This window comes from Burkholderia sp. 9120 (assembly GCF_000745015.1).
Taxonomy (GTDB): domain Bacteria; phylum Pseudomonadota; class Gammaproteobacteria; order Burkholderiales; family Burkholderiaceae; genus Paraburkholderia.
In genome coordinates, this window is the sequence record NZ_JQNA01000002.1 from 4,994,507 (window position 1) to 5,010,152 (window position 15,646).

Genomic DNA, 15,646 nt, shown 5'->3' on the forward strand with positions numbered 1-15,646 from the left:
ATGTGTCAGCCCTGAAATATTGACGGGGCACGGCTGACATAGATTAACGGCCGTTCAGGATTAGCATTTGGGAATGACTTATATGCCGCACGTACTGGTGGTTGACGACGAAGAGGACATCCGGTCCTTATTGACGGGGTTTTTTCGCCGACATGGCCACGAGGTCAGTATCGCGACCGACGGCGTCACGCTCTTCGAAATGCTCAACAGCCGACCCATCGACCTGGTGATTCTCGACGTCATGCTGCCCGGCGAAGACGGCTTCAGCCTGTGCCGGCGTTTGCGCGCCACGTCGAAAGTGCCCGTGATCATGCTCACCGCGGTGGCCGATCACGTGGATCGCGTGGTCGGCCTCGAAATCGGCGCGGACGATTACCTGGTGAAACCGTTCGACGCGCGCGAATTGCTCGCTCGCGTCAAAGCCGTTTTGCGTCGCACGACGCAATCCGATGTCGCGGTGGCGAGCACCGGCACGCGGCCGATGCTGTCGTTCGCCGGTTGGCGGCTCGATATTGCCCGGCGCGAATTGCGCTCCACCGACAACACGCTGATGATCCTGTCCAGCACCGAATTCGATCTGCTGCTGGCGTTCGCGGAACACCCGCAACGCGTGCTGTCGCGCGAGCAGTTGCTCGATCTCGCGCATGGCGCGGCGCATGAGGTGTACGACCGCAGCATCGACGTGCAGGTCGCGCGTCTGCGCCGCAAGCTCGATCTCGACGACAAGGAACCGCCCGTGATCCGCACGGTGCGCGGCGGCGGCTACATGTTCACCCCCACGGTGCGGCGCGGATGAAATTCAGTTTGCGGCCGCCCGATACCATCGGCTGGCGTATCGCGCTCACGGTCGGCTCCGCGATTGTCGGCGTGCTGCTGCTGAGCGTGGTGTTCAATCATTTCGCGGGCGTATGGGCGCGGCCCTCGGTCGAGGAAACCGCGCTGCTCGGGCGGGCCAACGACATCATCCTGATGGTCGAGGCCGTACCCGACAGCTATCGTCAGCCGGTGGCCAGCGCTTCACGTATTCCGACGACCTCGGTTGACTGGTATCCGGTGAACTCGCCGACCGCAGCCGTGCTCGCCACGGCGCCCAGGACAACCCGCGCCGACGCGGAACTGACGCAGTGGTTCGCGGCGAACGGGCACCCGCGCACCGTGTTGCTGTTCAAATCGGACGACGGTCTATCCGGCCGCTTGCCGCGCTATGACCGCACGCGCGACCCGCATGCGTACTTCATGGCCGCCGGACTGAGCGACGGCAGTTGGCTCGTGTTCACCGCCACCCGCCGCGCGTGGGGACTGCCGCGGCCGGCACAGATCGCGATTGCGCTGGGGTTCGTGGCGCTCTCCATTCTGGCGGCCTCGGTCGTGTCCACGTATTACCTGTCGAAGCCGTTACGGCGTTTTGCCGACGACCTGCGCCGTTTCGGCGGCGATCCGCGTTCCGGCCCGGTGCGCGAAGCGGGACCGCGCGAACTGCGCGCCGCGATCGCGGCGTTCAACGCGCTGCAGGCGCAGTTGCGCAAGTTTGTCGAAGACCGTACCGCGATGCTGGCGGCCATGTCGCACGATCTGCGCACACCGCTCACGAAAATCCGGCTGCGCGGCGAATTTATCGAAGACGACGATCAGCGCGAGCGCCTGTTCCGCGATGTCGACGATTTGCAGGCCATGGCGGATTCCGCGCTGTCTTTCTTTCGCGACGACTACAAGGACGAAGAGGCGACCGTGTTCGATTTCGCCGGCCTGTTGCGCACCATCGCCGACGACTACAGCGATCAGGGCAAGCCGGTTTTCTACGCCGGCCCGGAGCGTTTCGCGTTCAGCGGACGGCCGTTTTCATTCCGGCGCGCGTGTGCGAACCTGGTCGACAATGCGTTGAAATACGGCAACCGCGCGGAGCTGGAGCTCAAATGCTCGGCCACGCAGATCCACCTGAAAGTGATCGATCACGGCCCGGGTATTCCGTCGTATGCACTCGAAAAAGTGTTCGCGCCGTTTTACCGCCTCGAGCAGTCGCGCAACCGCTCGACGGGCGGCATGGGTTTGGGGCTGACGTCGGCGCGTGCGGTGATTCAGGCGCATGGCGGCGATATTTCGCTGAGCAACCGGCGAGGCGGCGGGTTGGAAGTGAACGTGACGCTGCCGGCGGTGTCTTGAGCAGATTGACTGCTGCACGGGGCGCGGTGCGCGGGGCCGCCATCGTCAGCGACCCCACGCCCAAGCCCCCCGCTCACGCTACGACAGGTGATGCACCTCCTGCAGCCCGAACACCGGTGTCGCAATCCCCTCCATGCGCGCTTTGAGTTGCAGCGACAGATACTGCGAGTAATGACGCGACTGATGCAGGTTGCCGCCATGAAACCAGAGCGCCTGCTGCTGCGTGGGCTTCCACATGTTGCGCTGCTCGCCCTCCCACGGCCCCGGGTCTTTCGTCGTGTTCGAACCGAGTCCCCACACCTTGCCCACCTTGTCGGCCACCTCGCGCGAAATCAGGTCGGCGGCCCAGCCGTTCATCGAGCCATAACCCGTTGCGTACACCACGACATCCGCTTCGAGCTCGCTGCCGTCGCTCAGCAACACCGAATGCTCTTTCAGCTCGACCACGTCGACGCCGCTTTTCAGCTTGATCTTGCCGTCGGCCACCAGTTGCGACGCGCCGACGTCGATGTAATAGCCCGAGCCGCGCCGCAGATACTTCATGAAGAGGCCGGATTCGTCGTCGCCGAAATCGAGCATGAAGCCGCTTTTTTCCAGCTTGGCGTAAAACTCGGCGTCGCGCTCGCGGATCGCGTTGAACACCGGAATCTGGAACTCGTGAAGAATCGCGTACGGGATCGACGCAAAGGTCAGATCGGCCTTCGCGGTCGTCATGCCGGCCGCGACCGCGCGCTCCGAATACAAGTCGCCGAGCGCGAGCTCCATCAGCGAATCCGACTTGACGATATGGGTCGACGAACGCTGCACCATCGTCACATCGACGCCCGCTTCCCAGAGCGCGGCGCAAATGTCATGCGACGAATTGTTCGCGCCGATCACCACCACCTTCTTGCCGCGATAGTTGTCCGGACCGGGATGCTGCGACGAGTGGTGCTGCTCGCCCTTGAACACGTCCATGCCCTTGAATTTCGGCAGATTCGGCTTGCCCGACATGCCGGTCGCGAGCACCAGTTGCTTCGGGTGCAACACGATCGTGCGGTCGCCGCGCTGGACTTCGACCGTCCATACGCCCTTGGTTTCGTCGTACACGGCGGACTTGCAGGTCGTGCCGCCCCAGTAGTTCAGCTCCATCACATTCGTGTACATCTCGAGCCAGTCGCCGATCTTGTCTTTCGGCGTGAAGACCGGCCAGTTGTCCGGAAACGGCAGGTAGGGCATATGGTCGTACCAGACCGGATCGTGCAGGCAAAGCGTCTTGTAGCGCTTGCGCCAGGCGTCGCCCGGCCGCTCGTTTTTATCGATGATGATGGTCGGCACGCCGAGTTGCCGTAGCCGCGCGCCGAGCCCGATACCGCCCTGTCCGCCGCCGACGACCAGGCAATACGGCTGCGTGGAAGTGCCGAGCGCGTCGAGTTCGGCCTCGCGATTTTCCTTCCAGCTCGTGCGGTTCTCGCGCGCGCCGTGTTCGGCGCCCATCGGCCGCTTCGCTCCCTTCGGCTCTTCGTGGCCTTTGAGTTCGGCCATGGTGGTCAGCAGGGTCCAGATGCGGCCGTCCTTCAAACGAATGAAGCCGCTGCCGCGCGCCGCCTCCGTTTCGAACGTGATCCAGCCTTGCGTGACGCCGTTCGCGTCAGTGGCGGGTTCCGGCTCCGCGAGCTTGAAACTCGACGGTTTGATCGCGCCTAGTTGCGCGCTCAACATGTCCGCGATTTGCTCGCGGCCTTCCAGGGTTTTGATATTCCACGTGAACGCGACCAGATCGCGCCAGTAGCAATCGGGCTGGAACAGCTCGACGGCGGCCGCGACATCGCCGCGTTTCAGCGCGCCTTCCAGCGTCTCCAGCACGCCGGATATCGTAGGTTTGAGGTTATTTTCAGGCATGGTTGCTCCTCCATACAGAACGGATGATCGAACTTCGATGGGAAACGCGGGTTCTACGCCCGCTAAAGGAATCGGTGCAGCGCGGCTAACACTTGTGCGGCGGTTTGATGCCCAGCCGCGCAATGCGCCGGTACAAGGTGGCACGCGAGATACCCAGCGCCTGCGCGGCCAGTTCGGTGCGCCACTTCGCGTCGCTCATCGCGGCGACGATGCGGCTGCGTTCGAGCGCGTCGTTGTCGGACAGGGGCGGCGTGGTCTGCGCTGTGGTCTGCGTCGCCGTCTGCGCTGCGGCGAGATCGCGTGCCGTTTGCGCTGGTCGTCTTGCCGTGCGCGCGAGCAAAGGCGGACGCACCCGCGCATACAGCGGCGAGCCGGTGTCGTTCAGCCTGAGCGAGACGAGACCGCGCGTCGCCTTGGCGTCGAACAGGCGCTCAGCCGGGATGTCGAACAACGTCGTCACATGGCGCGGCAATTGATTGAGCGCCGGCACGCATTCGCGCGCGCGCCGGTTCGCGGCGATCGCGTTGCCGCAGGCGTCGACGGCAATCAGGATTTCCGGCTGCGCTTCCACGTAATGGCGATTGCGGTGCGCGAGCAGCACCCAGCAGTCGGTTGCGGCGTTGAGGAAATACGCGTCTTCGATCAGCAACGCGCTCTGCCGCACGATATGGTTGACGAGCCGCTGGCTCTCGCGTTCGTCGGGGGAACGCACCGCAGACGCATCCAGCACGCCGAGCAGTTCGCCATGCAGGCCGAAGATCGGCGACGCGCTGCAGGTCAGCGTCGTGAACGCCGCGCGAAAATGATCCATGCGATGCACGGTGATCGGCTCGGCGTCGAGCAGCACGCTGGCCACGCCACAGGTGCCCTCCTCGCTTTCCGACCAGCACGAACCGAGATACAGGCCCGCGCGCTTGAAATCGTGACGCCGCTCGCGGTCGACGCGGTAGTCGATCGTCACGCCTTGCGCGTCGGTCAGCATCACGCAGTAGTCGGCTTCGCGCACCATTTCATGCAGCCGCGACAGACACTGCCCGGACGCACGCAGAAACGATTCCTCGCGATGCTGGACGTCGCGCAATTCGGGCACGGTGAGCACGCGCGGCCCGACGGTCGCGCCCGGATCGAGGTGATATTGCTCGAGCGACCGCCGGTACGAGGACGCGAGCCGCGCACCGTCCACGCCAGGACGCACCATCCGCCCTTCGATGACGTTGCACACGCGGTCGATATGTCGGGTTGACGGAACGTACGGCATCGCGAGTCTCCGGCGAATTCAGCGCTTGTCGGGTGCTGGAGGCATTGTGCGCCACCTGGGGCGCCGCATCGTCTCCAAAGCTGAAACGTATGGGACGATTTTTAGCACGCGTGCCGCAGGAGATCACACCGCAGTGCACCATCGGCGTCCGTGAGAATTTTTTCTCAGGCGCGGCACCGGCAAATTCAGGCGGACAAGTATTGCTGAGGCGCGCTGCCGGTGATCTGGCGAAACATCACGATAAAAGCGCTCGCGCTGCTGTAGCCGAGCTCGCCCGCCACGCGCGCCACGGGTTGGCCGAGCGTGAGGCGCGAAATGGCTTCGTCGACCCGCATATGCTGACGCCACAGACCGAACGTCATGCCGGTTTCGTCCTTGAAGCGGCGCGCGAACGTGCGGCCGCTTGCGCCCATGCGTGCGGCCCAGAAATCGAGCGACGTGTCGCTGCCGGGGTCGTTCATCAGGTGTTCGCAGATCTTCAGCAGGCGCTCGTCGTGCGGTAACGGCACACCGCTTTCCGGCATCGTAGCGGCTTCGGCGATGACCTTGAGCAGCAATGGCGCGGACAGCGCAGCCTGGCTCGTGGGCGCGTAGTCGTCGCCGCCGGCACTCAGATTGAGCGCGAGTTCGCGCAGCAACGGCGACGCCGACAGCGCCAGCGGTTCGCTCCACTGCCACTCGAACACTTCGGGTTCGATATACACGTTGCACAACTCGACCGCGCCGACCGCGTGCAATTCGTGATCGACGTTCGACGGCAACCACAACGCGCGCGATTGCGGCAGCGTCCAGGTGTGCTGCGGCGTCAGCGCGCGCACCACCCCGCGCACCGCGAACACCAGTTGCCCATGATGATGCTGATGCCACGAAATCCGTTCGCCGTGCCGATGCTGCGTCAACGATGCCATCACGCTGCGCGGCAACGGCAGCCGCGTCATCGGATAACGCTTCAGTAAAAACTCTTTCATCGGTTCCTCTTTGCCGGGCGGGACGCGTGCGTCGTGTTCACGTGACCACCGCCGGGCTGTTTCATCCCGCCTATCCCGATGATTGGACACATTTTGTCCAAAAATCGACATCGATTGTCGGCCTTTCGTGCCGCGCAACCGATATTCTCCTTGCCTATCAACGCTTAGGCCGCAGCCTGCGAGATATTAGGAATGAGTCTCATTCTCCAATTGGACGCCCATCTTAACCGGAAAGAATGCGTCTGGCATGGGTGTGACTGCCCTCGCGAGCACCACGCGCGGCACCGGCTGAAATCCGGCGACGCCATTCGCCGGATCGAATAACGACGCACGCGCCTCCCCGACTCGTCTCAGGAAATCCGCTTTCGGCCGGAAGGGCATTGCTCGTCCCTCTATTTTTAAACGCACCCAGTTCTTCACCCGATCTTCACCCGATGAAAACAACGACAGACCAGGCCCGACGCCACGTTCCACCACGACGTTTCAGCGCACCGCCCATGACCTGCCTCGCACTCGCGCTGCTCGCCGCGTGGTCGCTGCCGACGCACGCGCAAACCGCTCTGCCGGGCACCACCTTGCCCGCCGTTAGCGTGACATCCACCGCGGATGCCGATGCCTCGACCGAAGGCAGCGGCTCGTATGCGGCCCGATCCGCGACGGTCGGCAGCAAGGTGCCGGTCGCCATCAAGGAAACGCCGGCGTCGGTGTCCGTGCTGACGCGCCAGCGTATGGACGATCAGAACATGGTCACGATCCAGGAAGCGCTGCGCTATGTCACCGGCGTCGAGTCGGTCGATTACGGCGACGGCACCGCGTACTTCAAGGCGCGCGGCAACATGCTCGGGGTCGAGTTCGACGGCGTGCCGATCGTCAGCGGCCTGCAGTATCTGCCACAGTTCGATCTGGCCATGTACGACCGCGTCGAAATCATGCGCGGCCCGTCCGGCGTGATGGACGGCGCGGGCGATCCGGGCGGCACGGTCAATCTGGTGCGCAAGCGCCCGCTGGACACTTTCCATGTCTCGACGGAAACGCAGGCCGGTTCGTTCGGCTCGATCCGTCAGATGGTCGACGTGACCGGCCCGCTGAACAAGGACGGCTCGTTGCGCGGCCGCGCGGTGCTGGTGGGCAGCGACGGCCTGCAGTCGGTGGACGGCGTGCGCGAGAAGGAAGTGATGGCCTACGGCGCGCTCGACTACGACATCACGCCGCGCACCACGTTGTCGCTGTCGGCGGGGTATCAGAACAACCCGATTTCCGGTCTCGACTACGGCGCGAGCGGTATCGTCAACAGCGACCAGACCGCGTTGATCGGCCGCGTGCCGGGTTCGTATTCGCAGAACTTCAGCCCGAGCTGGAACTATGGCTACACGTCGGTGCAGGAGGCGAATGCGAACCTCGTGCATCGCTTCGAAAGTGGCTGGCAGTCGCAGACCACGCTGTTCTATCGCCACGAACTGCTGAAGGCGGACTACGCGTACGCCGGTCCGGGTGCGAGCGCGAGCGGTCTGTCGTCGTACGGCGAGCAGCGGCAACGCAACACCTACGACTGGTTCGGCGCGGACACCAACGTGTCCGGTCCGGTGCAACTGTTCGGACAGACCCACACGCTGACGTTCGGCGCGAACTACACGCTGCAGTCGAATACGCAGAACTCGGGTTTCGTGCTGGCCAACGGTCCCTTCGCCGACGGGACGTTTAGCCTGTACGACCCGAACGCGGTCTCGAAGGTCGACGTGCCGTTCAGCTACGGCGCCAACAACCGCTTCGAACAGTTAGGCGTGTATGGACAGGCGCGGATTCACATTACGCAGCCGCTCACACTCGTGCTCGGCGCGCGCGAGGCGTTCTACCATCAGACCGCGCAAACCACGCTGCCGACCGTCTCCGACTGGGCGACGCAGGCGCAACTGAATCACCGCTTCCTGCCCTCCGCGGGGCTCGTCTACGACATCGTGCCGTGGCTAACCGCGTATGCCAGCTACTCGAAGTTCCTCGCCGCGCAGACCGCGACGACCTATACCGGCTCGGCCTCGCGCCGCGCACTGGTGAGCAGTATGAAGCGGGCCTCAAAGGCAGTTTCCTGCACAACCGCCTCAACGCAACGGTCGCGGTGTTCAACATCAACGACAACAACCGCGCGATCACCGACCCGGATCATCCGACCGGCTCGATTGCGGGCGGCAAGTCGCGCGATCAGGGCGTCGAACTCGAAATATCCGGCCAGCCGTTGCCGAACTGGAACGTCTACGCGGGCTACACCTACCTGAACGTCAACTACGAAAACGACGTGCCAAATCTGACGGACGGCACGGACCCGAAACATCTGTTCAAGTTGTGGACGAACTATGCCTTCACGCAGGGCATGCTGAGCGGCGTGACGATAGGCGGCGGGATGCTGGCGCAAACGCGTATTACGCGCGGCGTCGAACAAGGCGCCTATGCGATCTTCAACGCGCAGGTCGGCTATAAGTTCAACAAGCATGTCGAGGCGTCGCTGCAGTTGAACAACCTGTTCAACCGCGATTACTACATTCGCCCGCCGGGCAACTTCTATAGCGTGTTCGGCGATCGCCGCAATGTGATGCTGACGCTGCGCTCGGACTTTTAAGGGCTTCGTTCTGCTTTGCGCGGCCTGCTCCGATCGATCGACTCCGGCAATGAAATCATCGACAATCGCGGCTCGGCCGTCGCATGACGGCGCACTGCTGCCGCACACACCGAGACGATCGACCCCATGCTCGCACTGCCCCAGAACCTTGGACTCGCTACCGATCTCCTGCTGCATGCCGAAACCGGCAGCGTGGAATCGACGGGTCGCTACGTGGTGGTTCGCACGCCTCAGGCGCCGGACTACTTTTTCGGCAACCTGCTGGTGTTGCGTGAGAGGCCTTCGGCCAGCGATATCGACCGACTGGAGGACGATTTCGCGCGGCTCGTCGGTGTCCCGCCGTCGATCGCGCATCGCACGTTTATGTGGGCTGAAACGTGGCCTGAAAAAGATGCGAGCACCGTGGATCTCGCGGCGTTTGTCGAGCGCGGTTACGACGCCACGCTGTACCGCGTACTGACGACAACGCCCGATCGAATCCGCCCGGCCGTCGCCCGCCCGAACCTCGAAGTCCGCGCATTCCACTCACAGCGCGACTGGGACGATTGGGCCGCCATGCAACTCGCGAATATGCCGGACCCAGCCGACCCCACCTCGCAGCGCTACATGGCGCAGCAGCAGATCGCCCATAAAAACGTCATCGCCCGCGGCCTCGGCGCATGGTGGGGGGCATTTATCGACGGCGAGCAGGTGGGTAGTCTCGGGCTGTTCTTTTTCGGCCGTATCGGGCGCTTTCAGGCGGTCATCACCAGCGAGCAGCATCGCAACCAGGGGATCTGCAAAACCCTGGTCAGCGAGGTAATCCGCGCGACGGCGGGTTCAGCCGATCACCTGGTGATGGTGGCGGACGAGAGCTATCACGCCGGAAAAATCTACGAATCGCTCGGCTTCGCGGAGCACGGCCGGCTCGGCAGCGTGTGCCGCGAGCCTGAGCCGGCGAGCGGAACACCATAAAAAGACTGACGACGTATTTCGGGGAGATGCCTCGAATGTTGGATCCCGCTGTGGCCGTCGCCAACGCCGCACTCATGAGCCTGGTACTGCTGGTGCTGCCCGTCTCGCTGCTGATCGTCGATCTCGATGACGCGAAGCGCTCGGGACGCGACAGGATATGCGTGCATCAGCCGCTCACGAACGGCGCCGGGCAGCCGCCGCGCGACAGCGCCGAACCCGCGCTTGCCCGTTGAACGGCCGCGCGCGAAGTCCCGGCGAATTTAAGCGCTGGGACCGAATTGCGCCAGCTTGTTGTGCAATTCCAGCGTCAACGATTCAATGCGTTCGCTCATCTGCTTGGTCAGCGCGGTGAGCTGCGTGTTCTGCTCGAGCAACGCCACCAGTTGCTCGGTCTGACGCGCGGCCAGCGCCTGACGCTGCTCGCTCGCCGTGGCGATATCCTCGCGATGACGCGCGTCGGCATCCGCATGAACCTTGTCGCGATCCGCCTGGCGCGTTTGCGCGAGCAGGATCAGCGGCGCGGCGTACGCGGCCTGAAGACTGAAGGCGAGATTCAGCAGGATAAACGGGTAGACGTCGAACTTGGTCCAGCCCAGCATGTTCACGACAATCCACACCGCCACGATCAAGGTCTGCGCAATCAGGAAGGTCGGCGTGCCGAAGAATCGCGCGAAGGCTTCCGCCTTCAGCGCGAACCAGTCGTCGCCGAAAACCGACGTGAGATGAACATGCGGCAGATGGAATCGATAATGATGATTGCCCTGCGCGTGTGATGGCTGGGGCTTCTCGTGTTTCGCGTCGCTCATGATGGTGGTCCGTTGACTGAAGGGATAAGGTCCATACCGGCTGCGGGCATTGGCGCGATTTTGCGTCTACTCTGCGGCTGCTCTGCGTCGATTTTGTGTCTACGCCTGTCGCGACCGACTATACCGGGCTGACCTATCGATCCTCTTACACGGCGAGCGGCGTGCTGCCCATCGCGGCATCTCGCGGTTTGCGCCGGCCGGTAAAGTAAACTTGCACGCCGGGCTTGCCGGCCTATGCTGTTCGACGAGACAACGCCGTTCACGAGGAGCACTTCATGCCAACGCTATTTTCCTATCCCGATCTGTTCGGCGTAGCGGATAACAATCCGTTCGGCCTGAAAGTTTTCGCGTTCATGCGCTTGTGCGGAATGGACTTCGAGCATCGCCATATCCTGGACACCCGCCTCGCGCCGCGTGGCCAACTGCCTTATCTCGCCGACGGCGACGTAACGATCGGCGACAGCGACGGCATCATTCTCTATCTGAAGGAAAAGTACGATTTAGGCATCGACAGCGCACTGTCGCCGGGACAACTGAATCTCGATTTCCTGGTCCGCCGGACGCTCGACGATCTGTACTGGCCGATGAGTTTTTCGCGCTGGCGCGACGAGCGTTTCTGGCCGTCTTTCCGCGAGGCCATTCTCACCACGCACGCCGACATCACCGCGAGCGACCTCGAAGCGGCGCGTGAATACAATCGCTTGCGGTATCACTACCAAGGCATCGGCCGTTATGAGCCGGACCAGATCTATGCACGAGGTATCGACGATCTGCGCGTCGTGGCGGACCTCCTCGGCCCTGACGGGTTTGTTTTTGGACCTCGCCCTACCAGCGTCGACGCAGCGATCTATGGCTTCGTCGCGAACATCTACTATTACGACATCGACACGCCGTTAAAACGGTACGTGCTATCGCGGCCCGCACTCGTTCGACATTGCAAAGCCATTCATGCGCGGATCGAATCGCCGCGCGGCGGCGGCCAGAAGGCTAACGACACGACGACCACTCTACTAACCTGACTTTTACGGAGTCTCTCCTTGCACGAACTTCATATCGAAACGTTGCAGGTCGGCGCGCTGCGCATGCGGGTCGCCAGTCAGGGCAGCGGGCCGCTCGTGCTTTTATGCCACGGGTTTCCCGAGTCGTGGTCCGCGTGGCGGCATCAATTGGCGGCGCTCGCCGCCGCGGGTTTTCGCGCGGTCGCACCGGACATGCGCGGTTACGGCGGCACCGATGCGCCGCCCGAGGCGGATGCCTACACCCTGCTGCATCTCGTCGGCGATATGGTCGAGCTGGTGAATGTTCTCGGTGAGCGCGAGGCGGTGATCGTCGGTCACGACTGGGGTGCGCCGGTCGCCTGGCATGCGGCCATGTTGCGGCCGGACCTGTTCCGCGCGGTGGTCGGTATGAGCGTGCCGTTTTATCCCCCTGCCCGCGACGATTTGCTGACGGCACTGGAACGGCAAGGCGTGCGCACCTTCTACATGCAGTACTTCCAGACGCCCGGGGTGGCCGAAGCCGAGTTCGAGGCGGATCCCGAAGCCGCCATTCGGCGCGTGACCTTCAGCATGTCGGGCGATGGGCCCGATCGTATCGTCGCCGGGATATTGGCCCCGGGCGCGGGATTTCTCGACAACACAGTCGATCCGGAAACGCTGCCGGCATGGCTCGATCGTGAAGAGATTGCTTATGTGGCCGGCGAGTTTGCGCGCACCGGTTTTCGCGGCGGCCTGAACTGGTATCGCGCGATTCGGCGCACGTCGGAATTAATGGCCGCGTGGCGCGGCTGCGTGATCCGGCAGCCTTCGCTGTTCGTGGCCGGCGCGAAAGACGACGTGCTCAAGTTTCCCGGCGCGCAGGCCCGTATCGACCATCTTGCGAGCGTGCTGCCCGGCCTGCGCGGCTGCCATATTCTCGACGGTGCCGGCCATTGGATTCAGCGCGAGCGCGCAGCGGAAGTGAGCGCTCTGCTCGTGGCGTTTCTGAAGGGTTTGTAGATTCGCAGGCGGGTGGCGGATTATGAGTCGCGGGTCGCGGCAACGATTCACATTGCCGCGAAACTGCAATCGCCCGCTTCACTCGACGCCGCGCTTGTCAGTCGGCGAAATAATCCAGACCCAGCGCGCTCTTCACCTCGGACAACGTCGCACCCGCGACTTCCCGCGCGCGCATCGTGCCGCTGCGCAGCATGGCCATCACTTCGCCACGGTCCGCTTCCATCTCGCGACGGCGTGCGGCGATCGGCGCCAGCATGGCTTGCAGGCGCTCGTTGAGCGCGCGCTTGACGACGCTGTCACCCAGTCCGCCGCGGCGATAGTGAGCCTTAAGTTCATCGACCTTCGCGACGTCCGGTTCGAACGCGTCGAGGAACGAGAACACCACGTTGCCTTCAACCTGGCCCGGATCGCTAACGCGCAGATGATTCGGGTCCGTGTACATGTTGTTCACGGCCTTCGTGATTTCGTCGGGCGTTGCGCCGAGCGGGATCGAGTTGCCGAGCGATTTACTCATCTTCGCCTTGCCGTCGATACCCGGCAGCCGCGTCACGTTCGAGAGCACCGCTTCGCACTCCACCAGCACCTGGCGTTCGACCGTGTTGTTGAAGCGCCGCACCAGTTCGTTGGTCTGCTCGATCATGGGCAACTGGTCGTCGCCGACCGGCACCTGAGTGGCCTTGAACGCGGTAATGTCCGCGGCCTGACTGACCGGATACGTGAGGAAGCCGGCCGGAATATCCCGCTCGAAACCGCGCAGAACGATTTCCTGCTTGATGGTCGGATTGCGTTCGAGGCGCGCGACCGTTACAAGGTTCAGCAGGTATTGCGTCAGTTCGGCGAGTTCAGGCACCTGCGACTGGATGAAGATGGTCGACTTCGTCGGGTCGATGCCGACCGCGAGATAGTCGAGCGCGACTTCAATGACGTTTTCCGTGACCTTCTGATGCCGGCCGACGTTGTCGGTCATGGCCTGCGTGTCGGCCAGCAGCAGAAATTGCTGCGCTTCGTGCTGCAATTGCACGCGGGCGCGCAACGAGCCGATGTAGTGGCCGAGATGCAGCGGGCCGGTCGTGCGGTCGCCGGTCAGAATGATGCGTTGCTTAGGTGTTTGGGTTTCTTGGGACATGATCCGAGTGTTCCGTGTTGATCGACACTACCAGTTTCTAGCGCGCCAAAACGACGATGCCGCCAGGCTGGCGGCATCACGTTTTCAATGTGTGTTCGGAAACGGGCCGCCTCGTTCAGGCGCGCCACCAGCGCTTCAATTGCAGCGGGATCCATGTCGTTTCCATCGCGCGAGTATACCGTCGCTTGCGCCGATGTGCCACCCGGGCATGAATCCGGGTGGGTTTTGCCGGGTTCCGCCGGCTTTTCCCGACGCAATACCTCGCCTAACCGTGGTGAATGTCCGTGAGCATGGTGCGCACGCCGAACGTCATCATCGCCAGAAAAACGAGCAACGCCAGATAATAAAACGCGTAGCTGAACTTGACCGAGGCCGGCAACGCGTAATACCGCACGTTCTGCGGATCGGCGGCGTCGTAGTGCCAGGCGCGCTTCAACTGCGGCAACGCCAGAATCGCCATGATCACCAGCAGCGGACTCGGGCGGTACAGGAACAGCGCGAGCAGCACCGGCACGCCGGCAAACCAGATGCGCGGCGACAGCACCGCCGTGATGCGGCCGCCGTCGAACGGCGATAACGGAATCAGGTTGAAGAGGTTCAGAAAGAACCCGGCATACGAGAGCGCCAGCAGCAGATTGCTATCCGTCCGACGCGCAATGAAATAGCAGGCCAGCGCCGCCAGCGTGCCCGCAAACGGACCCGCGAGTCCGACATAGGCTTCGGTCTCCGCGTCGTGCGGCAGTTCCTTGAGCTGGATCCACGCGCCGACGAACGGCACGAACGTCGGCAAGCCGACGTCGAGGCCGCGCTGCCTCGCGGCAACGTAGTGCCCGGCTTCATGCACGAACAGAAGCGCGACGAAGCCGGCGGCAAATGGCCAACCGTAGAACGCGGCATAGACGGCGATGGTCAACAGCATCGAGCCGGTCGTCGTCAGCACCTTGCCGAGCTTCACGCCTCCCAGCAACAGGATCAGCAGTTTGCTCATTGCGCGCGCCTCATCGGGGCTCCTGCCGGTCCGTTGTGACGGACGCCACCGGCGGCGCGGGCACGCGTTTTTTGAAGCGCCGCCTGATCGCGGCAGCGGCAAACGGCAACACCACGCCGATCTTGGCGAACTTGGCGACGAACGCGAGGAACACGGCCAGTAGCCCGAGTTTTTTCGCCGCGACGCCGACGACCAGCGCGGCAAGACCGTATTCGGCGACGTGATCGGTCGTCTTGTCGAAATCCGCGTAGTGCTTGCCGTTATCGAAGTCGATGTCGGCCAGCAATCCGTCCGCGATGATTTTGCTCTGGTTGAACGCGGCAAGGTGCGAGGCGACGCCTAACAGCAGGTGGCCGTCGCGGCCCAGCGCCACCGTCTCGTAGTTGACGTACCGATGCGCGTCGTCATCGGGTTCGCCCTGCTTGTGAGAGATCGCCGCCCACATCACGCGGTGCATCGTCGTGTCGTACGTAGGCGGCTGTGCCCAGCCTTCGACGTCCAACTCCGGAACGCCGTGCGACTTGCGGACCGGATTCGATTGCGCCTGAAGGACCCGCATTCTGCGAAGCAGGTCGTCCGCCTTCCAGTTTTGCGCGTCGTCGTCGCGCACATAGCCTTCTTTGGCGAACGAGAGAACCGCGCCCCAGCCCCCCTCGTCCCGAGCGGGAAATACCATGCCGACCAGCACCTTCTCGTTGACCGCTTGTCCGTAGGCTCGCATCACGCGCGCCGCCGCCTCGGCGGGAAGGAATACATCGCCCGCCGGCAGCGAAAACGTGGCTTCGTCGGATATCTTGATGCTGCGCGGACCCGCGAGCGCCGACTTCTCGACAATCGCCTTGATTGTCGCCATGGTGGCCTCGTATTGCCCGCTTTGCGCCAACGCTAATGAAGACG

General features: G+C 63.3%; 13 protein-coding genes and 1 pseudogene. 7 read left to right on the forward strand and 7 right to left on the reverse strand.

Annotated features, from left to right (window positions below; all coding sequences use genetic code 11):
* Positions 1-73 precede the first annotated feature (73 nt).
* Both FA94_RS30365 and FA94_RS30370 read left to right on the forward strand, forming a co-directional pair.
* On the forward strand, positions 74-796 hold the full coding sequence (locus FA94_RS30365; RefSeq protein WP_081936250.1) for a response regulator: 723 nt from the start codon (positions 74-76) through the stop codon (positions 794-796).
* A complete protein-coding gene (locus FA94_RS30370) occupies positions 793-2,160 on the forward strand; it encodes a sensor histidine kinase (RefSeq protein WP_035558399.1) in 1,368 nt (455 codons plus the stop codon). The genes FA94_RS30365 and FA94_RS30370 overlap by 4 nt, the downstream gene beginning before the upstream one ends.
* A gap of 78 nt (positions 2,161-2,238) precedes the next feature.
* On the opposite strand, the gene FA94_RS30375 is transcribed toward FA94_RS30370, so the two are convergent.
* The 3 genes from FA94_RS30375 to FA94_RS30385 form a co-directional block, all read right to left on the reverse strand.
* Positions 2,239-4,041, reverse strand: a complete 1,803-nt coding sequence (locus FA94_RS30375; protein WP_035558401.1) for an NAD(P)/FAD-dependent oxidoreductase — start codon at positions 4,039-4,041, stop codon at positions 2,239-2,241.
* An 85-nt stretch (positions 4,042-4,126) separates the two neighbouring features.
* Positions 4,127-5,299 (reverse strand): sigma-54-dependent Fis family transcriptional regulator, encoded by a 1,173-nt coding sequence (locus tag FA94_RS30380; protein WP_035558405.1) that lies wholly within the window; start codon positions 5,297-5,299, stop codon positions 4,127-4,129.
* A gap of 185 nt (positions 5,300-5,484) precedes the next feature.
* Positions 5,485-6,267, reverse strand: coding sequence for an AraC family transcriptional regulator (locus FA94_RS30385; RefSeq protein ID WP_051980919.1), 783 nt, complete (start codon positions 6,265-6,267; stop codon positions 5,485-5,487).
* Positions 6,268-7,010: 743 nt separating this feature from the next.
* On the opposite strand from FA94_RS30385, the pseudogene FA94_RS30390 reads away from it, so the two are divergent.
* The 3 genes and pseudogenes from FA94_RS30390 to FA94_RS30400 all read left to right on the forward strand — a co-directional run bounded on the left by FA94_RS30390 (position 7,011) and on the right by FA94_RS30400 (position 10,065).
* A pseudogene (locus FA94_RS30390) lies at positions 7,011-8,878 on the forward strand (TonB-dependent siderophore receptor).
* 126 nt (positions 8,879-9,004) lie between these two features.
* The gene (locus FA94_RS30395) at positions 9,005-9,832 is read left to right on the forward strand and encodes a GNAT family N-acetyltransferase (protein ID WP_035558408.1); all 828 of its coding nucleotides are present in this window, start codon (positions 9,005-9,007) and stop codon (positions 9,830-9,832) included.
* A 35-nt stretch (positions 9,833-9,867) separates the two neighbouring features.
* Positions 9,868-10,065 carry a hypothetical protein gene (locus FA94_RS30400; protein WP_035558411.1) on the forward strand — a complete coding sequence of 66 codons (198 nt, stop codon included), beginning with the start codon at positions 9,868-9,870 and terminating at the stop codon, positions 10,063-10,065.
* Positions 10,066-10,092: 27 nt separating this feature from the next.
* Here FA94_RS30400 and FA94_RS30405 read toward each other — a convergent pair whose 3' ends face one another.
* Positions 10,093-10,638, reverse strand: coding sequence for a DUF1003 domain-containing protein (locus tag FA94_RS30405; protein WP_035558413.1), 546 nt, complete (start codon positions 10,636-10,638; stop codon positions 10,093-10,095).
* A gap of 275 nt (positions 10,639-10,913) precedes the next feature.
* On the opposite strand from FA94_RS30405, the gene FA94_RS30410 reads away from it, so the two are divergent.
* Complete coding sequence (locus FA94_RS30410) at positions 10,914-11,657, forward strand: glutathione S-transferase C-terminal domain-containing protein (protein ID WP_051980920.1); 744 nt, start codon at positions 10,914-10,916, stop codon at positions 11,655-11,657.
* A gap of 18 nt (positions 11,658-11,675) precedes the next feature.
* The gene (locus FA94_RS30415; RefSeq protein ID WP_081936251.1) at positions 11,676-12,635 is read left to right on the forward strand and encodes an alpha/beta fold hydrolase; all 960 of its coding nucleotides are present in this window, start codon (positions 11,676-11,678) and stop codon (positions 12,633-12,635) included.
* Positions 12,636-12,732: 97 nt separating this feature from the next.
* On the opposite strand, the gene trpS is transcribed toward FA94_RS30415, so the two are convergent.
* The 3 genes from trpS to FA94_RS30430 form a co-directional block, all read right to left on the reverse strand.
* A complete protein-coding gene (trpS, locus tag FA94_RS30420; RefSeq protein WP_035558416.1) occupies positions 12,733-13,761 on the reverse strand; it encodes a tryptophan--tRNA ligase in 1,029 nt (342 codons plus the stop codon).
* 265 nt (positions 13,762-14,026) lie between these two features.
* Complete coding sequence (locus FA94_RS30425; RefSeq protein ID WP_035558419.1) at positions 14,027-14,749, reverse strand: site-2 protease family protein; 723 nt, start codon at positions 14,747-14,749, stop codon at positions 14,027-14,029.
* A 10-nt stretch (positions 14,750-14,759) separates the two neighbouring features.
* The gene (locus FA94_RS30430; protein ID WP_051980921.1) at positions 14,760-15,602 is read right to left on the reverse strand and encodes a DUF2167 domain-containing protein; all 843 of its coding nucleotides are present in this window, start codon (positions 15,600-15,602) and stop codon (positions 14,760-14,762) included.
* Positions 15,603-15,646: the final 44 nt, after the last annotated feature.